Genomic DNA, 22343 nt, shown 5'->3' with positions numbered 1-22343 from the left:
GTGCGCCGTTTCAATCTATCCGAATGGGCGCTGGGCAACCGCGCGCTGGTGCTGTTCGCCATGCTCGCCTTCGCCCTCATCGGCGCCTGGTCGTACAAGCATCTGGGCCAGTCCGAGGATCCGCCGTTCACCTTCAAGGTGATGGTGGTACGCACGATGTGGCCGGGCGCGACCGCCGAGCAGGTCTCGCGCCAGGTGACCGAGCCGATCGAGAAGGCGCTGCTCAACACCGGGCAGTACGAGTTCATCCGCTCCTACTCGCGCCCGGGCGAGTCGCAGGTGATCTTCGCGGCCAAGGACAGCCTGCGCTCCAAGGCCATTCCGGACCTGTGGTACCAGGTGCGCAAACGCGTGGGCGACATCAAGCCGAACCTGCCGCGCGAAATCGTCGGTCCGTTCTTCAACGATGAGTTCGGCGACACCTTCGGCAACATCTACGCGCTGACCGGGCAGGGCTTCGACTACGCCGTGATGCGTGACTACGCCGATCGCATCCAGCTGGAACTGCAGCGGGTGCCGGACGTGGGCAAGATCGAGCTGCAGGGCCTGCAGGACGAGAAGGTCTGGATCGAGCTGTCCAACACCAAGCTGGCCACGCTGGGCGTGTCGCTGCAGCAGGTGCAGCAGGCGCTGGCCGACCAGAACGCGATCGGCGCCACCAGCTTCTTCGAGACTCCGACCGATCGCGTGCAGCTGCGCGTGACCGGCCAGTTCCAGAGCATCGATGACATCCGTCGCTTCCCGATCCAGGCCGGCGACCGCACGGTGCACCTGGGCGATATCGCCGAGATCAAGCGCGGCTTCGCCGATCCGGCGTCGCCGAAGATGCGCTTCATGGGTGAGGATGCGATCGGCATTGCGGTCGCGATGAAGGACGGTGGCGACATCCTGAAGCTGGGCTCCACGCTGGATGCCGAGTTCGAGCGCCTGCAGAAGACGCTGCCGGCGGGCATGCACCTGCGCAAGGTCTCCGACCAGCCGCATGCGGTGGAAGAGTCGGTGGGTGAGTTCGTGCAGGTGCTGACCGAAGCGGTGGTGATCGTGCTGCTGGTGAGCTTCTTCTCGCTGGGCCTGCGTACGGGCCTGGTGGTGGGCGTGACCATTCCGCTGGTGCTGGCGATGACCTTCTTCGTCATGCATTACTTCGATATCGGCCTGCACAAGATCTCGCTGGGCGCGCTGGTGCTGGCGCTGGGCCTGCTGGTGGACGATGCGATCATCGCGGTGGAGATGATGGCCACCAAGATGGAACAGGGCTACGACCGCCTGCGCGCGGCCAGCTTCGCCTGGGAATCCACGGCGTTCCCGATGCTGACCGGTACGCTGATCACGGCGGCAGGTTTCCTGCCGATCGCCACGGCGGCGTCAAGCACCGGTGAGTACACCCGTTCGTTGTTCCAGGTGGTGACCATCGCACTGGTGGTGTCATGGATTGCGGCGGTGCTGTTCATTCCTTACCTGGGTGACAAGATGCTGCCGGATCTGTTCAATCCGCAGCTGCCCAAGCCGGACAGCCTGGCCGGTCGCTGGCGTGCGAAGCGCCTGGCCTGGGCCGATCGCCATCCGGCGCTGCTGCGCTGGGTCGCACCGAAGGAGCATGCACACGACCACGATCCGTACCAGCGGCCGTTCTACACGCGTTTCCGCCGTTTCCTGGACATGTGCCTGCGCCACCGCTGGTGGGTGATCGCAGCAACGGTGGCCCTGTTCGTGTTCTCGTTGCTGATGTTCCGCTTCGTGCCGCAGCAGTTCTTCCCGGATTCGACCCGCCCGGAACTGATGGTGGATATCGAACTGGCTGAAGGCGCGTCGCTGCAGGCCACGCAGGCGCAGGCCAGCAAGCTGGAAAAGCTGCTGAAGGGCCGTGAGGGCATCGCCAACTATGTGGCCTATGTGGGTACCGGTTCGCCGCGCTTCTACCTGCCGCTGGACCAGCAGCTGCCGGCGACCAACTTCTCGCAGTTCGTGGTGCTCACCGAAGACGCCAAGGCGCGCGAGGCCACGCGCGACTGGCTGCTGAAGGACGTGATCCCGCAGTTCCCGGATGTGCAGATGCGCGTGACGCGGCTGGAGAACGGTCCGCCGGTGGGCTACCCGGTGCAGCTGCGGATCTCCGGCGAGCACATCGAGCAGGTGCAGGCGATCGCACGCCAGGTGCAGGACAAGGTGCGGGAGAACCCGCATGTGATGAACGTGAACCTGGACTGGAGCGAGCCGAGCAAGGTCGTGCGGCTGGTGCTGGACCAGGACCGTGCGCGCGCGCTGGGCGTGAGCAGTGCGCAGGTGAGCCAGCTGCTGGGCACTTCGCTGTCGGGCATGAGCGTGAGCACCTATCGCGAGGGCAACCGCCTGATCGAGATGCTGCTGCGGGGTCCGGAGAACGAGCGCGTGCAGCTGGGCATGCTGGGCAGCCTGGCCATTCCCACAGCCAATGGCACGTCGGTGACGCTCTCGCAGGTGGCGCGCCTGGAGTACGTGTTCGAGGACGGCATCATCTGGCATCGCAACCGCCTGCCGACCGTGACCGTGCGTGCCGATATCAGCGACGGCAGCCAGGCGCTGGACGTGGTGCAGCAGATCCTGCCGACGCTGGATGGCATCCGCGCTGCACTGCCGAGCGGTTACCTGCTGGAAACCGGCGGAACGGTGGAGGATTCGGCACGTGGCCAGGACTCGATCAAGGCAGGCATGCCGTTGTTCCTGATCGTGGTCGCAACGCTGCTGATGCTGCAGCTGCGCAGCTTCTCGCGTGCCGCGATGGTGCTGGTGACGGCACCGCTGGGCATCATCGGCGCGACCTTGTTCCTGCTGCTGTTCCGTGCACCGTTCGGGTTCGTGGCGCTGCTGGGCACGATCGCGCTGGCCGGCATGATCATGCGCAACTCGGTGATCCTGATCGACCAGATCCAGCAGGACATCGATGCCGGGCATGATCGCTGGCATGCGATCATCGACGCGACGGTACGGCGTTTCCGCCCGATCGTGCTGACCGCCCTGGCGGCGGTGCTGGCGATGATTCCGCTGTCGCGCAGCGCGTTCTATGGCTCGATGGCGATTTCGATCATGGGCGGGTTGATCGTGGGTACCGTGCTGACCCTGGTGTTCCTGCCGGCGCTGTATGCGGCGTGGTTCCGGGTGAAGCCGGATGAATCCGGGGCGTAATGCCCCCGGGTTCCAGGACCACCGCCTCTGGCAGGTGCCAACCCTGGTTGGCACGGCTCTGCTCGCGGGATCTGCTTTCTGTAGAGCCGAGCCATGCTCGGCTGCTCTTTGCGCGATGATGGGATGAGTCGAGCATGGCTCGACTCTACAGAAGCATCCACGCATGGCGTGGATCTACTGCAGTTGCAGGCCGCTCCGCAGCAGTGGCACCAGCCACTCCAGGAATAGGTGCACGCGCTGTGCCCGATGCTGCCGATGCGGTTGCAGCAGGGTCACCGGCAACGGTTGTGCGACGTGCCGTGGCATCACTTCCACCAACGTGCCGGACTGCAGCTCGTCCTGCACGTCATAGCGCGGAATCTGCAGCAGTCCCAGTCCGGCCACGCAGCAGGCGATCGAGGCTTCGGCGCTGTTCACCCGCACCCAACCCTGCATGGGCAGCGTGCGCAGCTGGGTTCCGTCCTGCCATTCCCACGGTTCCACCCGCGCGGTCGTCGGCGAGGCGTAGTTCACCGCCCGGTGCTGCTGCAGGTCCGTCGGTTGCTGCGGGACGCCGTACGCGCGCAGGTAGGACGGCGCGGCCACGTTGACGAAGTCCAGCGTGCCCAGCGTGCGCGAAACCAGGCTGGAATCGCCCAGCTGGCCGACCCTCAACACCGCATCGCAGCCTTCCTCGATCAGGTTCACTGCGCGGTCGGTCATGCCCAGATCCACCTCCACCTGCGGGTAACGGGCGAAGAAGTCAGGCAGCGCCGGCGCCACGATGCGCCTGCCGATGCGGCTGGGTACGTCGATCCTCAGCAGGCCGACCGGCTGCGCGTCCTCCTGGCGGAACAGCGATTCGGCATCTTCGACCTCGGCGATCAGGCGCAGGCAGCGGGCGTGGAACACATCGCCATCGTGGGTGGTGGAGACGCGTCGCGTCGAGCGTTGCAACAGGCGCGTACCCAGCCGCTGCTCCAGTTCGGCGACCGCCGCCGATACCGTGGAACGGGGCAGTCCGAGCTGGTCGGCGGCGCGGGTGAAGCTGGCGCACTCCACCACCCGGCTGAAGATGCGGAAGCGGTCGATCCGATCCATTGTTCGCTCGATCTGGAAAGTTAAGTAAATGTTGCGGGCTTTATCCGCATTTTCCGCACGATATCGTCATTGGGGCAGGGTTGCCATCCCGGACAGCCCCACTCCGAGACCGAAGCCATGACCGACCACTCCCTCAAGGGCAAGACCGTGCTGATCGCAGGCGGTGCCAAGAACCTCGGTGGCCTGCTCGCCCGCGATTTCGCCGCCCACGGCGCCGGGGCCATCGTCATCCATTACAACAGCGACGCCAGCCAGGCCGACGCCGAAGCGACCGTCGCGGCGGTCCAGGCTGCGGGCAGCAAGGCCGTGGCCCTGCAGGGCGACCTGACCTCCGCTGCCGCCATGGAGCGCCTGTTCGCCGACGCTGTCGCAGCCGTCGGCCGTCCCGATGTCGCCATCAATACCGTCGGCAAGGTCCTGAAGAAGCCGCTGCTGGAGATCAGCGAAGCGGAGTACGACGAGATGAGCGCGGTGAATGCCAAGGCGGCGTTCTTCTTCCTCAAGGAGGCCGGCCGTCACGTCAATGATGGTGGCCGCATCTGCACCCTGGTGACGTCGCTGCTGGGCGCCTACACGCCGTTCTACTCCAGCTATGCAGGTACCAAGGCGCCGGTGGAGCACTTCACCCGCGCGGCATCGAAGGAGTTCGGCGAGCGGGGCATCTCGGTGACCGCGATCGGTCCCGGGCCGATGGACACGCCGTTCTTCTATCCTGCCGAGAGTGCCGATGCGCAGGCGTATCACAAGACCGCGGCGGCGCTGTCCGCGTTCACCCGCACCGGTCTGACCGACATTGCCGATATCGTGCCGTGGATCCGTTTCCTGGTTACCGACGGCTGGTGGATGACCGGGCAGACGGTGCTGGTCAACGGTGGCTACACGACCAAATAACCGGGCCACGCCGGGCGCGGCTCCACCGCACTGCACCTGTGGCGCCGGGCCATGCCCGGCTCATGCAACAGCCATCGGGCATGGCTCGACGCTACAGGTGCCGCCCGGCGGGTCAGCCCAGCTTCGCCAGCACGGCGTCGGTCGCCGCCGCCGTGCTCACGGCCTGGCCCTTTGCAGCCAGATCAGCAGTGAACACGCCATCATCCAGCACCGCGTGCACGGCCGCCTCCACAGCCGCCGCTTCGGCATCCAGGCCCAGCGAGTGGCGCAGCAGCATGGCCGCGCTGAGGATCGTCGCGTAGGGGTTGGCGATGCCCTTGCCGGCGATGTCCGGTGCCGAACCGTGGATCGGCTCGTAGATGCCGACCGCACCCGGTTCTCCCAGTGATGCCGACGGCAGCAGGCCCAGTGAGCCGGCCAGCATCGAGGCCTCGTCGGTGAGGATGTCGCCGAACATGTTTTCGGTCACGATCACGTCGTATTCGCGTGGCTTGGCCAGCAGGTGCATCGCCATCGAATCGACCAGCTGGTGTTCCAGCGCGACGTCCGGGAACTCCTCGCGGCCGATGCGGGCGGCGACGTCGCGCCACAGGCGGGACGTCTCCAGCACGTTGGCCTTGTCCACCGAGGTCACCTTGCCTCGGCGCTGCTGTGCCAGGCGGAACGCGCTGCGCAGCACGCGCTCGATTTCGGCCACGGTGTAGCGGCAGAGGTCGCTGGCGCTGTCGGCATCGCGGGTCTTGTCGCCGAAGTAGATGCCGCCGGTCAGTTCGCGTACCACCACGAAGTCCACGCCCTTGAGCAGTTCGGCCTTGATCGGCGATGCCCCCAGGGCGGCATCATGGGTACGCACCGGCCGCAGGTTGGCGTACAGGCCCAGCGCCTTGCGGATCGCCAGCAGGCCCTGCTCGGGGCGCACCTTGGCGTTCGGGTCGGACCACTTCGGTCCACCCACTGCACCCAGCAGCACGGCATTCGCGGCCTGGCATGCGGCGAGGGTGGCGGCGGGCAGGGGCTCGCCATGGCGATCGATGGCGATGCCACCGATATCGTGCTCGCTGAACGTGAAGGTGTGGTTGAAGCGTTCGCCGATGGCTTTCAGGACCGCAACCGCAGCGGCGGCCACTTCCGGGCCGATGCCATCACCGGGGAGTACAACGATCTCAGCGTGCATGCTCACTCTCGTAACGTTCGATGTCAGGGACGCGGCCCAGCAGATAACCCAGTTGATCGACGCCTTCCAGCAGACAGGTCTGCGAGAAGCCATCCAGCGGGAAGGAGTAGACCTGGCCATCCGGCGTACGCAGCTCGCGTGCCGCCACGTCGATGGTCAGTTCGTCGTCGGGGCGCTGCATCAGCGCCTGAACGTCGGCTTCGTCCAGGACGATCGGCAGCAGGCCGTTCTTCAGTGAGTTGCCACGGAAGATGTCGGCGATCTCGCTGCTGACGATGGCGCGCAGGCCCAGGTCGGTCAGCGCCCACGGCGCGTGCTCGCGCGAGGAACCACAGCCGAAGTTGCGGCCCGCCAGCAGGATGCTGCGGCCGGCGTTGTGCGGCTGGTTGAAGGCGAAATCGGCCACCGGCGAACCGTCGGACTGCCAGCGCCAGTCATTGAACGCGTTGCGGCCCAGTCCGGCACGCTCGGTGGTGGACAGGAACCGGGCAGGAATGATCTGGTCGGTGTCGATGTTGGTCTGGCGCAGCACGACGCTGGACGAGGTCAAGGTGCGGAAACCGGCCATTACGCCACCTCCTGCGCGAACAGTTCGCGGGTATCGGCCACGTGGCCCTTCACCGCCGCCCAGGCGGCGCTCATCGGCGAGGCCAGCAGTGTGCGCGAGCCCGGCCCCTGGCGGCCCTCGAAATTGCGGTTGCTGGTACTCACTGCCAGTTGGCCGGGGGCGACCAGATCACCATTCATGGCGATGCACATCGAGCAGCCCGGCTCGCGCCATTCGGCACCGGCTGCACGCACGATCTCATCGATGCCCTCCGCTTCGGCCTGGCGCTTGACGATCTCCGAGCCCGGTACCACCAGCATGCGCACGCGCTCGGCGACGCGGCGGCCGCGCAGCACCTGTGCCACTTCGCGCATGTCGCTGAGGCGGCCGTTGGTGCACGAACCGACGAACACGACATCGACCGGCGTGCCGGCCAGTGCTTGGCCGGCCTGGAAGTGCATGTAGTCCAGGCCCTTCTGCGCGGCGGCGTCGTTGGCCGCAGGAATCGGCACATCGACCGCGATGGCGGTGCCGGGATGCGTGCCCCAGGTCAAGGTCGGGCGGATGTCGGCTGCATCGATGTGGACTTCGCTGTCGAAGCGCGCGCCTTCATCGCTGCGCAGTTCCTGCCAACGGGCCACGGCCGCCTCGAAATCGGCGCCCTTGGGGCCGCGTGGCGTGTTGGCGACGAAATCGAAGGTGACCTGGTCCGGTGCCACCATGCCCGCGCGCGCGCCGGCCTCGATGGACATGTTGCACAGGGTCATGCGCTGCTCCATGTCCATCGCTTCGATGGTGCTGCCACGGAACTCGATCACATGGCCGGTGCCGCCGTTGACGCCGATCACACCGATGATGTGCAGGACCACGTCCTTCGCGCCGACGCCCGGCGCCAGGGGGCCGTCGACCGTGATTGCCAGCGTCTTCGCCTTCCGCTGCAGCAGGCACTGTGTTGCCAGCACATGACCCACTTCGCTGGTGCCGATGCCGAAGGCCAGCGAGCCGAACGCACCATGGGTGGAGGTATGGCTGTCGCCGCAGACGATGGTCATGCCGGGCTGGGTGAAACCCTGCTCGGGCGCGATGACATGGACGATGCCCCGGTTGTCCGAGCTCATGTCGAACAGTTCGATGCCGTGCTCGCTGCAGTTGCGCGCAAGCGTGGCGACCTGCGCCTCGGAGGCGGCGCTGGCGTACGGCAGCCGGCCGTCGGCGGTGGCCGGCAGGGTCGGCGTGGAATGATCCATCGTGGCCTTGGTGCGGTCCGGCCGGCGTGGGCGGAGACCGCGTTCGCGCAGCTCGGTGAACGCCTGCGGCGAGGTCACCTCGTGGATCAGGTGCAGGTCGATGTACAGCACCGCAGGGGCGCTGTCGGATTCGGGAACGACCACGTGGGCGTCCCACAGTTTGTCGTACAGGGTGCGGGGTGCGGAGGTCATGCGGTTGCCTGGCAGAAGTACGATTGAACGAACATCGGGAAATAACGGGAAAGGGTCAAGTCAACGGCGGCGCGCGAGTACGCGCAGGCGCACGTAGTCAGCCAGCGGCTGGCCCGCCGCGTTGCGGGTCAGGTCGGCCAGCAGGGCCGCGGCGGCCTCGCGAACGGTGGCACGGGCCTCGACCGGCAGGTCGTCCAGCAGCGGTGCGGCGAACACCCGCAGCCATCCTGCCACGCCGGTCGGCAGTGCGGTGGGGCGCGGCAGGCATTCGATCAGCTGCACCTGGAAGCCGTGCTGGCGCAGGCGGTCGGCATAGGCGTCGGCGGTCGGGAAATACCACTGGAAACCGCTGGCGCCATGGCCATGCGCAGCACGTGCGGCCTGCACCGCGGCGATGATGGTCGCCACGTTGCCATGGCCACCGAACTCGGCCACGAAGCGGCCGCCGGGACGCAGTGCACGGCGCACGCCTTCGAGCACGGCGTCGGGGTGGCGCATCCAATGCAGCGCGGCGTTGCTGAACACCGCGTCGAACGCGCCGTCGAAGGACAGGGCATGGCCGTCCATCACCTGCGCATCGACGCCGCGCGCGCGCGCGGCGATCACCAGTTCCGGCGACGCGTCCACGCCGTGGATGCGTGCACCGCTCAACGCCAGTTCACTGCTGAGCACCCCATCGCCACAGCCCAGATCGAGGATGTGCTCACCGGCGCGCGGGTCGAGCAGGCGCGACACCGCGCCGCCGAGCAGCGGCACGAAGCCGGCATCGATCGCATAGTCCTGGGCGTTCCACTGCTGGCCCGCCGTAGCGGACGTGGTCGTGTCGAAGGCGCTCATGTCAGGTTTCTCAGGCGGTGGCAGGGGTGGCGGTTTCGCTGACGCTGCTGGCAGCAGCCTGGCGTTGGCGCAGCAGCCGGTTGGCAACGTCCAGCCAGGCCAGCGCAGAGGCTTCGATGATGTCCTTGCTGGTGCCGGTGCCGTCGTATTCGATGCCGTCGTGGCGCACGCTCAGGTTGGCCTCGCCGCGTGCATCGGCACCGATGCCGACGCTGTGCACGTGATAGCTGTCGAGCATCAGCTGCACGCCGGTGGCGGCCGACAACGCGCCGAACAGCGCATCCACCGGGCCATCGCCCTGCGCGGTCTCGGCCACGCGGTTGCCGTCCGGGTCGGACAGCTCGACCAGTGCATTGGCGCGACTGCCGACATCGCTGATGGTCATCGAGGCCAGGCGATAGCCCTGTGCATTGGCGCCGCCCTGCATCAAGGTCTGCAGGTCGGCATCGGTGACCACCCGCTGCTGCTCGCACAGGCCCTTGAACTGTTCGAACACCAGCTTCAGCTCTTCTTCGTCCAGCCAGAAGCCCAGTGCACGCAGGCGCGCTTCGACGGCGGCACGGCCACTGTGGCGGCCCAGCACCATCTGCGAATCCTCCCAGCCCACGTCTTCCGGGCGCATGATTTCGTAGGTGCCGCGATGGCGCAGCATGCCATGCTGGTGGATGCCCGATTCATGGGCGAAGGCATTGGCGCCGACGATGGCCTTGTTGCGCTGCACCGGCATGCCGACCAGGCGCTGCAGCAGCTGCGAGGTGCCGACGATGCGCGGGGTGTTGATCGCGGTGTCCTGCTCGTAGAAGGCCTGGCGCACCTTCAGCGCCATCGCGATTTCTTCCAGTGAGCAGTTGCCGGCGCGTTCACCGATGCCGTTGACGGTGCACTCGACCTGGCGGGCGCCGCCCTCGATGGCGGCCAGGGAGTTGGCCACAGCCAGTCCCAGGTCGTTGTGGCAGTGCGCGCTGAAGATCACGTTGGCGGCATTGGGCACGTCGGCCACGCCGGCAATGACCTGCTGGAACATCGCGCGGATTTCCTCCGGCGTGGTGAAGCCGACGGTGTCGGGCAGGTTGATGGTGGTGGCGCCGGCGGCGATGGCCACGCGCGAGACCTCGATCAGGTAGTCCAGCTCGGTGCGGGTGGCATCTTCGGCCGAGAATTCGACATCGTCGATGTAGGAACGGGCCAGCGATACATGCTTGCGTACCGACTCCAGCACCTGCTCGCGGGTCATCCGCAGCTTGTGCTCGCGGTGCAGCGGGCTGGTCGACAGGAACACGTGCAGGCGCGGGTTGGCCGCAGCTTCCAGGGCACGTGCCGAGGTCTCGATATCGGCCTGCAGGCAGCGCGACAGCACGGCCAGGCTCAGGCCCGGACGGCGCAGTTCGCGGCCGATCAGGGCCATCGCTTCGCGGTCGGACTGCGAGCTGGCCGGGAAGCCGGTCTCGATGATGTCCACGCCCAGTTCGTCCAGCGCACGCGCCATCACCAGCTTCTGCGGTGGGCTCATGCTGCAGCCGGGGGACTGCTCGCCGTCACGCAGGGTGGTGTCGAAGATGCGGATGCGCGGGGTGGTAATTCGTTCGATGGTGGTCACAGGGAGATCTCCTCGACAACAGGTGCAACGGCGTGCAGGGGGGAAGGGGGGGCAGCGGTGGTGGGCGTGACGCCGGTCCGTGCCGGCGGGCGGGGCGTCTCGGCGCGACGCCGGCGCGGCTTGCGCGGCGGGCGTGGGCGGATGTCGGTCAGCAGGCCGGCCAGCACGCCGGCATCGATGTTGCCGCCGGAGACCACGGCGCACTTGCGGCGCCCGGCGATGCGTCGACCGGCAGCCAGTGCCAGCGCGCCCGCGCCTTCGGCGATGATGTGTTCTTCCAGTGCCAGCCGCACCAGCGTTTCACGCAGTTCGGCCTCGCGCACGATCACCACGTCGTCCAGCAGCGAACTGCACAGGCGACGGGTCAGGAAGCCGGGAATCTTCACCCGCACGCCATCGGCCAGCGATGCCACCGGGGCGATCTCGCGGACATCGCCGTGGATCGCACGGGCCATCGAGTCCACGCCTTCCACCTGCGCACCAATCACGCGCACGCCCTGCGACTTGAGCGCCAGGGCGACGCCGGCGGCCAGGCCGCCACCGCCGATCGGTACGATCACCACGTCCGGCGCGTGCGCGGCCAGCTCGATGCCGACCGTCCCCTGGCCGGCGATCACGTCGGCGTCGTCGAAAGCGGACAGGAAGCGATAGCCATGGCGCTGCGCCAGTTCGACGGCGAAGGCGCAGGCCTCGTCATAACTGCTGCCGTGCTGGCGTACGGTGGCACCCCAGTGGGCGACACCGGCGATCTTGGTTGCCGGTGCACCGTGCGGCATTACGGTGATCGCGGGGACATCCAGCCGGTAGGCGGCCCAGGCAACGCCCTGGGCGTGATTGCCTGCCGAGGCGCAGATCACCGGGCGGCTGTCACCGCGCTCGCGGCCGGCCAGCAGGGCGTTCAACGCTCCGCGCACCTTGTAGGAGCCGGTCCGCTGCAGATTTTCCAGCTTCAGCCAGGTGCCGAAGCGTTCGGCATGATGCAGTGGGGTGGGCGGCAGGAAGCGGCGCAGGCGCGCCTGCGCGGCCAGGACATCGGCGACGCTTACGTCGCCGACATCACTTTCCTTGCTGGTATCAGCGGCCGGCATGGGCCACCGGCGCGGTGTGCGCGACCACCGCATGCGGGTACGGGCGGCGAAGAAGACGCCTCCGTACCGGCACCGTGGTCACAACGGTACGGGTGTTCATTGCGATACTCCTTCGATGCTGCTGTCTACCGGCGTCAGCTCCACCGATACGCAGTCGTAGATCTTTTCGATCTGCCGGCACAGCGTCTCCGCCGGTCGCTGGCCGTCCACGACCAGCTGCAGGTGCCAGCGTCCGTCATCGGCGGCGTCCGGAGCACCGCTGATCGAACGCGGCGCGAAGCCACGGCGCTCGGCCATGCCGATCACGCGCAGCAGCGCGCCTTCGGCCGGCTGCAGCACCAGGTCAAGCCGGTATTGCATTGGGAGTCTCCTGGCGGGCATGGGCTGGATTGCTTTCCAGCATGGTGCTGTTGGCGGTGTTCGGCGGCACCAGCGGCCACACGTTGGCGCGCGCGTCGATGGCCACGTGCAGCAACGCCGGGCCCGGCTCGGCCAGCAGCGCGGCCAGGCCGCCTTCGACGTCATCGCGCGAATCGATGCGGCTGGCGGCGATGCCGAACACCTGGGCCAGGGCGACGAAATCCGGGTTGTCGGACAGATCGATCTCGCTGTAGCGCTCGGCGAAGAACAGCTCCTGCCACTGCCGGACCATGCCCAGCGAGCTGTTGTCCAGCAGCACGATCTTCACCGGCAGACGGCACCGGGCGACGGTCGCCAGCTCCTGCACGTTCATCATGAAGCTGCCATCGCCGGACACCAGCACCACGGTACGCTCCGGGCAGGCAAACTGCGCGCCCATCGCCGCCGGCAGGCCGAAGCCCATCGTGCCCAGCGCGCCGCTGGTCAGATGGTTGCGCGGATGATTGAAGCGACAATGCTGGGCCACCCACATCTGGTGCTGGCCGACGTCGCAGGCAATCACCGTGTCGGCGGGTGCCAGTTCGCTCAGGCGCTTCAGCAGCGCTGGTGCGTAGATGTGCTGCCCTGGCGCGTCGTAGCGGGCGGCGAAGCGGTCGCGATGCTGCGCACAGCGGCTGCGCCATGCGTCCTGATGGGCCCTGGGGGAGGGGAAGGCCGCATGCAGGGCACGGATGGCGTGGCCGACATTGCCGGGCACGGCGACGTCGGCGCTGCGCAGCTTGGAGATCTCGTACGCATCGGCATCGATATGGACCACGCGCGCGAACGGAGCGAACTCCGCCAGCTTGCCGGTGGCGCGATCATCGAACCGTGCGCCCAGCACCAGCAGCAGATCGCTTTCCTGCACCGCCATGTTGGCAGCGCGGGTGCCGTGCATGCCCAGCATGCCCAGCGACTGCGGATGGTGTGCCGGCAGAGCACCCAGTCCACGCAGGGTCATCACCGTGGGAATGCCACTGGCCTCGACGAAATCGCGCAGGTCCTGCACTGCATCGCCCAGTGCGATGCCACCGCCGGCATACACCACCGGCTTCTCCGCCGCCGCCAGCGCTGCGATGGCGGCGGCAATGGCGTCGCCGGTGGCTGCCGGCGGTGGTTCGACGCTGCTCGGCACATGCACCGGCAGGTGACTGGCATCGGCCACCTGCACGTCCTTGGGCAGGTCGATCAGCACCGGGCCGGGACGTCCTTCGCGGGCAATGCGGAAGGCATCGGCGACCACGCGGGGCAGGTCATCGACGCTGCGTACCAGCCAGCTGTGCTTGACGATCGGCATGGTCAGGCCGAACACATCCAGCTCCTGGAAGGCGTCGGTACCCAGCAGGGGCGTGCCGACCTGGCCGGTGATGCAGACCATCGGCACCGAGTCCAGCATCGCATCGGCGATACCGGTGACCAGGTTCGATGCGCCGGGGCCGGAGGTGGCCACGCAGACGCCCACTTGGCCGCTGGCGCGTGCGAAACCGTTGGCGGCCAGCGCCGCGCCCTGCTCGTGCCGCACCAGGATGTGCTTCAACGACGAATCCACCAGCGCGTCGTAGAACGGCATGATGGTGCCGCCGGGATAGCCGAACAGCGTGCGGACGCCTTCGGCCTCCAGTGCCTGGGTCAGCCAGCGCGCCCCGTTGGGTGGCGCGCTGCGGTGTGTGGAAGAGTTCATGGGGGACCTTGCAAGCGGGTGGGGGAGGGCCGCGTGGTTACGCGGCCTGTCCTTGCAACCAGACCATCTTGGCGCGCAGTTCCTTGCCTACCTTCTCGATCGGATGCTCCAGGTCGGCCTGCTTGAACCGGTTGTAGTTCGGCAGGCCCGCTTCGTACTCGGCCACCCAGTTCTTGGTGAAGGTGCCGTCCTGGATGTCCTTCAGTACTTCCTTCATGCGCTCCTTGGTGCCGGCATCGATCACCCGCGGGCCGCTGACGTAGTCGCCGTACTGCGCGGTTTCGGAGATGAATTCCAGCATGCGCGAGATGCCGCCTTCGTAGAACAGGTCCACGATCAGCTTCAGTTCGTGCAGCACTTCGTAATAGGCGATCTCGGGCTGGTAGCCGGCTTCCACCAGGGTCTCGAAACCGGCCTGTACCAGCGCCGAGGCGCCACCGCACAGCACCGCCTGCTCACCGAACAGGTCGGTCTCGGTTTCTTCCTTGAAGGTGGTCTGGATCAGATTGGCGCGGGCGCCACCGAGACCGGTCGCATAGGCCTGCGCATGCTGCGCGGCCTGGCCGCTGGTGTCCTGGTAGACCGCCCAGATGCACGGAACGCCACGGCCGATCTCGTACTCGCGACGCACCAGCGCGCCCGGGCCCTTCGGTGCGACCAGCACCACGTCCAGGTCGGCGCGCGGCTCGATCATGCCGTAGTGGACATTGAGGCCGTGGGCGAACAGCAGGCACGCGCCCTGCTTCATGTTGGGCGCCAGCACGTCGTTGTAGAGCTTCTTCTGCACCATGTCCGGAGTCAGCACGGCGACCAGGTCGGCATCCTTCACCGCATCGGCGGGAGCCACGACGGTGAAGCCATCGGCCTGGGCCTTGGCTTCGGTCGGGCCGCCCGGCCGCAGGCCTACCACCACATCGAAGCCGGATTCGCGCAGGTTCAGTGCGTGGGCGCGGCCCTGGCTGCCGTAGCCGATGACGGCGATCTTGGTCTGGGGCAGGTCGTTGGTGCTCATGGGGGAGGTTCCTTGCGGTGGGAAGAAAAAAGAACGGCCGGTCGTCGAAGCGACGTACCGGCCGGTCAGGGGAAAGCGGTGGAGGAGGGGCCGCGCATCGCACAGGAACGGCCGCCACGAGGCATCGTGGTGCAGCAGGTCCGGGTTTTGCAGAAGGCGGTGGTCATGGTGGTTGCGTCTGAAACCAGGTCTTGAAATGAAAAAACCCGCACCTGGGCGGGTGCGGGTTTTTGATCGAGTTCCGGTGTGTTCTATCTGCTTACACGCTGGCTCGTCCCGCACCTGTTGGTTGGGTAATAAGTACGAGCACAAGAATCGAACGCAGCGACGCGGCGCCGATGTCGGCGGCTTCGATGTGGGTTCGCGGTGGTGTGTTGTGTTGCAGCATGTGATCGAGAGAAACACAGCTGTTTTGACGATGTCAACCCTTGTCGGCGTGATTCCAGGCACTTTCCGCTGCGTCCAGCGGAATCGCTTGTGGCGCAAGGATGGTTGCCGCTGAAAGTGTTTCGGTGAACCCGAATTCACTCCTTTCACCAAGGTTTTTGCGCGGATTTTGGGGGTTCTGCCCGCCGGGCATGACCCGGTGCCGGCAGCGGTCGCCGCGGCCGCCTCGCCCCATGACCTCTGCCCGATACCGCGTGAAGGCCGCAGCGGCGATGATCGGTGCTACCACCCTTCCATCGGAACCCGACTGTGTCCCGACGCCTTGCCCGTTCCCTGCTGGCTGCCGCCGTCCTGGCGGCCATGCCCGCGCTTTCCCTCGCTGCCGACCGCATCACCGGCCACACCTTCGCCACCCGCTCGGAAGTCATCGCGCCTCACGCCATGGCGGCCACTTCGCAGCCACTGGCCACCCAGATCGCACTGGACGTGATGAAATCCGGCGGCTCGGCGGTCGATGCCGCCATCGCCGCCAATGCTGCGCTGGGCCTGATGGAGCCGACCGGCAATGGCATCGGTGGCGATCTGTTCGCCATCGTCTGGGACCCGAAGACACAGAAGCTGTACGGCTACAACGGGTCCGGCCGCTCGCCGAAGTCGCTGACCCTGGCCGAGTTCCAGCGCCGCGGCCTGAAGGAGATCCCGGCGACCGGGCCGTTGCCGGTCTCCGTGCCGGGTGCCGTCGATGGCTGGTTCGCCCTGCATGGCCGCTTTGGCCGCAAGCCCATGGCCGACAATCTTGCGCCCGCCATCCGCTACGCGCGCGAAGGCCACCCGGTGGCCGAGGTGATCGCCTATTACTGGGATCGTTCCGTGCCACGGCTGTCGCAGTATCCCGGCTTCAAGGAACAGTTCACGGTCAACGGGCATGCCCCGCGCAAGGGCGAGATGTGGAAGAACCCGAACCTGGCCGATACGTTGCAGAAGGTGGCCGACGGCGGCCGGGATGCCTTCTACAAGGGCGAGATCGCCCACACCATCGGCGATTACTTCAAGGCCAATGGTGGCTACCTGAGCTACCAGGACATGGCCGACCACCACGGCGAGTGGGTCGAGCCGGTCAGCAGCAACTATCGCGGTTACGACGTATGGGAGTTGCCGCCGAACAGCCAGGGCATCGCCGCGCTGCAGATTCTCAACGTACTTGAAGGCTACGACTTCTCGAAGATTCCATTCGGCTCGCCCGAGCACGTGCATCTGTTCGTGGAGGCCAAGAAGCTGGCCTTCGCCGATCGTGCGCGCTTCTACGCCGACATGGCCTTCCAGCCCGCACCGGTCCAGAAGCTGATTTCCAAGGAGTATGCCGCGCAGCGGCGTGCACTGATTTCCATGGACAAGGCGTTGAAGGAAGTGCAGCCGGGCACGCCGAAGCAGCTGGAGGAGGGCGATACGATCTACATGACCGTGGCCGATGCTGACGGCATGATGGTGTCGCTGATCCAGTCGAACTACCGCGGGATGGGCAGCGGCATGGCGCCACCAGGGCTCGGCTTCATCCTGCAGGACCGCGGCGAGATGTTCGTGCTGCAGAAGAACCATCCGAATGGCTACGCACCGGGCAAGCGCCCGTTCCAGACCATCATTCCGGCGTTCATCACCAAGGATGGAAAGCCCTATGCCAGTTTCGGCGTGATGGGCGGTGCGATGCAGCCGCAGGGCCACGCGCAGATCGTGATGAACCTGGTGGACTTCGGCATGAACCTGCAGGAGGCCGGAGATGCGCCGCGTATCCAGCATGAAGGTTCCACGGAGCCGACCGGTCAGGCCACGGCGATGACCGATGGGGGGGAGGTGAACCTGGAGACGGGCTTCCCGTACGAAACGGTGCGCGCGCTGATGCGCAAGGGGCATCGCATCGTGTTCGCCGACGGTCCGTACGGCGGGTATCAGGCGATCATGCGGGATCCGGACACGGGCGTGTACTACGGCGCGTCGGAGAGTCGGAAGGATGGGCAGGCGGCGGGGTATTAAGGTCTCCCGGCCACCGGGCTGAGCCCCCTCGCGGCTGATCGCCAGAGCCGATCATGGATTGGGGCGTGCGGATGGGAATGCCGGGGGACGCCGTGAATACGTCCTTGTAGGCTTGGCCGCGGCATCCATGCCGCGGACACCCCCGTCCTTCCCACCCGCACGCCCCCCGACAATTTCCGTGCGCGTCAGCCACGGAAGAGAAAGAAGAAGATCAAAGGCAACAGCCGCGCGCTGTGGGTTGGGGTCGGATCCGTTTTCCAGAGGAAACGGATCCGACCCCTTCGTGTTTTTCCGGCGCAGGCTGCAGAACACCCTCAATCCGAATCCTGCGCGCGCGCTGCTTCGGCCTGGGTTTCTTCCTGTGCCGCCATTTCGCGCGCGATCCACGCATCGATCATGTGCCGCTGGCGCTGTGCCTGCCGCCGCTCCCGCGTGTACTCCTGGTCCAGTACCCGGTACAGCGAGACCATCACCAGCACCATCAGCAGCGCGAATGGCAGTGCCGAGATCGTGATCATGCCCTGCAGCGCGTCGAGGCCGCCGGCCAGCAGCAACGCACCTGCGATCAGTGCGATGCCCACACCCCAGGCCAGCTTGCGCTTGGCGGGCGGGTCGCCTGCCTCGTCGGTGGACATGCTGGCCAGCACCAGCACCGCCGAGTCAGCCGAGGTCACGAAGAAGATCATCAGCAGAACCAGCGCGATGCACGACAGCAGCAATGGCAGCGGCATGCTGTCGAACAGGGTGAACAGTACGGTCTCATAGCCGTTGCCCAGCGCCTGTACCAGGTCTGCATGGCCGAAGATCTGCGACCAGATCGCGGTGCCACCGAACACCGAGAACCAGAAGAAGCCCAGCAGCGTCGGCGCCAGTACCACGCCCACCACGAACTCGCGCACGCTGCGGCCACGCGAGATGCGCGCGATGAACGAACCCACGAACGGTGCCCAGGAAATCCACCAGGCCCAGTAGAAGATCGTCCAGTCGGCGACCCACGTACTGGAGGAGAACGGTGACATGCGCAGGCTCATCGTCACCAGCTGGTTCAGGTAGGACCCCAGCGTCGTGGTGAAGGTATTGAAGATCGCGCCGGTCGGCCCGAGCACCAGGACCAGTGCCAGCAGCAGGGCGGCCAGCGCCAGGTTGAAGTTCGACAGCCATTTCACGCCGCGCTCCACGCCGCTGAGGGTGGAGGCCATGTACAGCACGAAGGCGACGGCGATGATGGTCAGCTGCAGCGGCACACCGGCATGCACGCCGAACACGCGCTGCATGCCGGCTGCGATCTGGATGGTGCCGAAGCCCAACGTGGTGGCCACACCGATTGCCGTGGCCACCACCGCGGCAATGTTGACAATCCGTCCTATCCAGCCCCGATGATGATGACCGATGATCGGCTGCAGCATGTCGCTGACCAGCCCGCGGCCGTTGCGGTTGAACTGGAACCACGCCATTGCCAGACCGATCAGCGCGTAGATCGCCCACGGATGCAGGCCCCAGTGGAAGAACGCATAGCGCATCGCTGCACGTGCGGCGTCCATGCTTTCCGGTGCCAGTCCTTCCGGCGGCTTGCTGAAGTGGGAGATCGGCTCGGCCGCCCCCCAGAACACCAGGCCGATGCCCATGCCGGCGGCGAACAGCATCGACATCCAGCTGGCCCGCGAGAATTCGGGTTCGGCGTCTTCGCCACCGATGCGCAGGTTGCCGAAGCGGCCGAACGCCAGGTACATCAGGAACACCAGCGCCAGGAACACCACCAGCAGGTACAGCCAGCCGATGCCGCGGATGAGTTCGCCGAGGATGCTCTGCACCACGGCGTTGAAGGGACCGGGTGCTACGCCGGCAAGCAGCACCAGCAACAGGACCAGTGCGATGGAAACACGAAACACCATGAAGGAGCTTCTCCGATCAAAGGGATTGAGGGAGCGAGCAAATGCTTGCAGCGAGGGGCCGGCGGCACTCGAGCGCTAGCCGGGCAGGGGCCGCGATGGCGGCGATGCGTCATCGGTCGCAGCGACACGATGCGCGTGCACGTTACTGAACGCGACGTCATGGTTGCGTTAATTCATCAATGCCGCGTGACGCGCAGCCGCCCCGTAGGCTCGCCCTGTTGCAGGACTTCTATGGTCTAATGCCGGCAAGAAGCGGGGGTACCGCGGCCATCGGCCACGGTTGAGACAGTCCCTTGGAACCTGATCCGGCTCATACCGGCGTAGGGAAGCTTTGCAATGCAACCGAACCCGGACGCCGCCCAAGGACCGTCCGCGTGCGGGGGCAGTGCGCCGCCGCTTCGTCCCTGACCCTCCTGGACGATGCCCGATGAACGCACAGCTCTCCGCCCTGCAGCAACAGGCCCAGCAACTCTCCGAATCCGTGACCCGGCCGATTCCCGGCTCGCGCAAGATCCATGTCACCGGCTCGCGCCCGGACCTGCGCGTGCCGATGCGCGAGATCACACTGAGCCGCACGCCGACCCTGTTCGGCGGCGAAGAGAACGCGCCGGTCACGGTGTATGACACCTCCGGCCCCTACACCGATCCTGACGTGCGCATCGACCTGTCCGCGGGCTTGCCGGCCCTGCGCCGTGCCTGGGTCGAAGCGCGGGGTGACACCGAACAGCTTGATGGCCTGAGCTCTTCCTTCGGCCGCGATCGCGAGCACGACCCGAAGCTCGATGCGGTGCGCTTCCCGGCCCGCAGCCTGCCGCGCCGCGCCCGTGCGGGTGGCAATGTCACCCAGATGCACTATGCGCGCCGCGGCATCATCACGCCGGAGATGGAATTCGTCGCCATCCGCGAGAACCAGCGGCTGGACGCGATCCGCGATGCAGGCCTGCTGCAGCAGCATCCGGGCGAAGCCTTCGGCGCATCCATCCAGAAGATCATCACCCCGGAGTTCGTCCGCGACGAAATCGCCCGTGGCCGGGCGGTGCTGCCCAACAACATCAACCACCCGGAAAGCGAGCCGATGATCATCGGCCGCAACTTCCTGACCAAGATCAACGCCAACATCGGCAACAGCGCGGTGTCATCCGGCATTGCCGAGGAAGTGGAGAAGCTGGTGTGGGCGATCCGCTGGGGGGGCGATACGGTGATGGACCTGTCCACCGGCAAGCACATCCACGAGACCCGCGAGTGGATCATCCGCAACTCGCCGGTGGCGATCGGCACGGTGCCGATCTATCAGGCCCTGGAGAAGGTCGATGGCCGTGCCGAGGCACTGACCTGGGAGATCTTCCGCGACACGTTGATCGAACAGGCCGAACAGGGCGTGGACTACTTCACCATCCATGCCGGCGTGCTGCTGCGCTACGTGCCGCTGACCGCCAAGCGGGTGACCGGCATCGTCAGTCGCGGCGGCTCGATCATGGCCAAGTGGTGCCTGGCCCATCACAAGGAGAATTTCCTCTACACGCACTTCGAAGACATCTGCGAAATCATGAAGGCCTACGACGTGACCTTCTCGCTGGGCGATGGGCTGCGCCCGGGCTGCATCGCAGACGCCAACGACGCGGCGCAGTTCGGCGAGCTGGAAACGCTGGGCGAGCTGACGAAGATCGCATGGAAGCATGACGTGCAGACGATGATCGAAGGTCCCGGGCACGTGCCGATGCAGCTGATCAAGGAAAACATGGACAAGCAGCTGCGCGAATGTGGTGAGGCTCCGTTCTATACGCTGGGGCCGCTGACCACGGACATCGCGCCCGGCTATGACCACATCACCAGTGCCATCGGCGCAGCGATGATCGGTTGGTTCGGTACCGCGATGCTCTGCTACGTGACGCCGAAGGAACACCTTGGCCTGCCCAACCGCCAGGATGTGCGCGACGGCATCATGGCCTATCGCATCGCCGCACATGCGGCCGACCTGGCCAAGGGGCATCCGGGCGCGCAGGTCCGCGACAACGCATTGAGCAAGGCGCGCTTCGAGTTCCGTTGGGAAGACCAGTTCCACCTCGGGCTGGACCCGGAGAAGGCAAAGGAATTCCATGACGAGACGCTGCCCAAGGACGCGCACAAGCTGGCGCACTTCTGCTCGATGTGCGGGCCGCACTTCTGCTCGATGAAGATCACCCAGGACGTGCGCGAGTACGCCGAGGCCGGAATGAAGGAGAAGTCCGAGCAGTTCCGCGCTGCGGGCGCGGAGGTCTACCAGCAGGGCTGATCGGACTGGCGTCGCCGGGCGTGCCCCGGCGGCGCTGCATCGCGCGCCTCACGCGCATCCCGTTATCCTCCGCCCATCTTTCCGGGGAAGGGACGCCATGCCTGTTGCCGTGACCACCCGCTGGCTGGCCATCGCCCGCCGCCATCCGTCCGCGTGGCTGCTGGGCGCGCAGCTGCTGGCGGTGATGCTGTATCCCGCGCTGGACGACACGGCCGCCGGCCGCGCTGCATTGGGCATGTTTGGAATGGCGGTGCTGGGCCTGGCGTTGTGGGTGGTCCAGCGCAGCCCGTTGGGTACATGGCTGGCACTGCTGCTGGCGATTCCGGCGGTGGTGTTCTCCATCGCCGGCGCGCTGCTGGACCGCGCCGCGCTGGTGACCACCGCGCAGCTGCTGGAGAGCCTGCTCTACTTCTATACGGCCGGCGCCCTGATCGCCTACATGCTGCAGGACCACAAAGTCACCCGCGACGAACTGTTCGCGGCCGGCGCCACCTTCACGTTGCTGGCGTGGGCATTCGCCTTCGCATTTGGGGTGTGCCAACAGTGGTATCCGGGCAGTTTCCAGGGCAGCAGCGAGGGACCTCAGCGAAGCTGGATGGAGCTGCTTTATCTGAGCTTCAGCTTGCTGTCCGGGGTCGGCCTGAGCGATGTCGTGCCGCTGCATCCGCAGGCACGCGCACTGGTCATGCTGGAGCAGTTCTCAGGCGTGATGTACGTGGCTTTGGTGGTTTCGCGGCTGGTCGGATTGACCATGCTGCGGCGTTTCTGAAAATGAATGGCAGATAAAAATTTCGCGCCCGAAAGGGCGCGAATGATGGTGCGAAGTTATGTGAATGCGTCGGCGAGAGAGAGCCTGA

At 66.4% G+C, this 22343-nt stretch carries 16 protein-coding genes and 1 riboswitch; of the genes, 5 read left to right on the top strand and 11 right to left on the bottom strand.

The window, feature by feature from the left end; translation table 11 throughout:
* Complete coding sequence (locus ACZK08_RS16200) at positions 1–3162, top strand: efflux RND transporter permease subunit (RefSeq protein ID WP_065181717.1); 3162 nt, start codon at positions 1–3, stop codon at positions 3160–3162.
* 174 nt (positions 3163–3336) lie between these two features.
* Here ACZK08_RS16200 and ACZK08_RS16195 read toward each other — a convergent pair whose 3' ends face one another.
* Entirely contained in the window at positions 3337–4242 is a 906-nt protein-coding gene (locus tag ACZK08_RS16195; protein WP_065181716.1) for a LysR family transcriptional regulator, read from the bottom strand.
* Positions 4243–4359: 117 nt separating this feature from the next.
* Between ACZK08_RS16195 and ACZK08_RS16190 the strand changes: the two genes are divergently transcribed.
* Positions 4360–5133: an SDR family oxidoreductase gene (locus ACZK08_RS16190; protein ID WP_053520099.1), complete on the top strand. Its 774-nt coding sequence runs from the start codon at positions 4360–4362 to the stop codon at positions 5131–5133.
* 112 nt (positions 5134–5245) lie between these two features.
* Here ACZK08_RS16190 and leuB read toward each other — a convergent pair whose 3' ends face one another.
* The 9 genes from leuB to ilvC all read right to left on the bottom strand — a co-directional run bounded on the left by leuB (position 5246) and on the right by ilvC (position 14907).
* Positions 5246–6307: a 3-isopropylmalate dehydrogenase gene (gene leuB / locus ACZK08_RS16185; RefSeq protein WP_065175105.1), complete on the bottom strand. Its 1062-nt coding sequence runs from the start codon at positions 6305–6307 to the stop codon at positions 5246–5248.
* Positions 6297–6875 (bottom strand): 3-isopropylmalate dehydratase small subunit, encoded by a 579-nt coding sequence (leuD, locus tag ACZK08_RS16180; protein ID WP_065181715.1) that lies wholly within the window; start codon positions 6873–6875, stop codon positions 6297–6299. Before leuD ends, leuB begins: the two co-directional genes overlap by 11 nt.
* On the bottom strand, positions 6875–8293 hold the full coding sequence (gene leuC / locus ACZK08_RS16175) for a 3-isopropylmalate dehydratase large subunit (RefSeq protein ID WP_065181714.1): 1419 nt from the start codon (positions 8291–8293) through the stop codon (positions 6875–6877). Before leuC ends, leuD begins: the two co-directional genes overlap by 1 nt.
* Before the next feature lie 60 nt (positions 8294–8353).
* On the bottom strand, positions 8354–9130 hold the full coding sequence (locus tag ACZK08_RS16170; protein ID WP_065181713.1) for a class I SAM-dependent methyltransferase: 777 nt from the start codon (positions 9128–9130) through the stop codon (positions 8354–8356).
* Between the two features lie 10 nt (positions 9131–9140).
* On the bottom strand, positions 9141–10727 hold the full coding sequence (locus ACZK08_RS16165) for a 2-isopropylmalate synthase (protein ID WP_065181712.1): 1587 nt from the start codon (positions 10725–10727) through the stop codon (positions 9141–9143).
* Positions 10724–11815: a threonine dehydratase gene (locus ACZK08_RS16160; RefSeq protein ID WP_065181711.1), complete on the bottom strand. Its 1092-nt coding sequence runs from the start codon at positions 11813–11815 to the stop codon at positions 10724–10726. The genes ACZK08_RS16165 and ACZK08_RS16160 overlap by 4 nt, the downstream gene beginning before the upstream one ends.
* A gap of 96 nt (positions 11816–11911) precedes the next feature.
* Positions 11912–12175: an ACT domain-containing protein gene (locus tag ACZK08_RS16155; protein ID WP_053520294.1), complete on the bottom strand. Its 264-nt coding sequence runs from the start codon at positions 12173–12175 to the stop codon at positions 11912–11914.
* Complete coding sequence (gene ilvG / locus ACZK08_RS16150; protein WP_478452270.1) at positions 12159–13895, bottom strand: acetolactate synthase 2 catalytic subunit; 1737 nt, start codon at positions 13893–13895, stop codon at positions 12159–12161. Before ilvG ends, ACZK08_RS16155 begins: the two co-directional genes overlap by 17 nt.
* A 37-nt stretch (positions 13896–13932) precedes the next feature.
* A complete protein-coding gene (gene ilvC / locus ACZK08_RS16145) occupies positions 13933–14907 on the bottom strand; it encodes a ketol-acid reductoisomerase (protein ID WP_053520296.1) in 975 nt (324 codons plus the stop codon).
* 696 nt (positions 14908–15603) lie between these two features.
* Here ilvC and ggt point away from each other — a divergent pair.
* Positions 15604–17322, top strand: coding sequence for a gamma-glutamyltransferase (gene ggt / locus ACZK08_RS16140; protein WP_053520297.1), 1719 nt, complete (start codon positions 15604–15606; stop codon positions 17320–17322).
* Positions 17323–17636: 314 nt separating this feature from the next.
* Here the strand turns inward: ggt and ACZK08_RS16135 are convergent, their stop codons facing one another.
* Positions 17637–19214: a BCCT family transporter gene (locus ACZK08_RS16135; protein WP_053519166.1), complete on the bottom strand. Its 1578-nt coding sequence runs from the start codon at positions 19212–19214 to the stop codon at positions 17637–17639.
* A gap of 244 nt (positions 19215–19458) precedes the next feature.
* A riboswitch (TPP riboswitch) is annotated at positions 19459–19559 on the top strand.
* A gap of 82 nt (positions 19560–19641) precedes the next feature.
* Between ACZK08_RS16135 and thiC the strand changes: the two genes are divergently transcribed.
* Positions 19642–21486 carry a phosphomethylpyrimidine synthase ThiC gene (thiC, locus tag ACZK08_RS16130; protein WP_065175099.1) on the top strand — a complete coding sequence of 615 codons (1845 nt, stop codon included), beginning with the start codon at positions 19642–19644 and terminating at the stop codon, positions 21484–21486.
* A 97-nt stretch (positions 21487–21583) separates the two neighbouring features.
* Positions 21584–22255: an ion channel gene (locus tag ACZK08_RS16125; protein WP_053519170.1), complete on the top strand. Its 672-nt coding sequence runs from the start codon at positions 21584–21586 to the stop codon at positions 22253–22255.
* Positions 22256–22343 lie beyond the last annotated feature (88 nt).

The sequence above is a fragment of the Stenotrophomonas sp. 112478_Sma genome (assembly GCF_056479905.1).
This window is presented reverse-complemented; position numbering and strand designations above follow the sequence as displayed.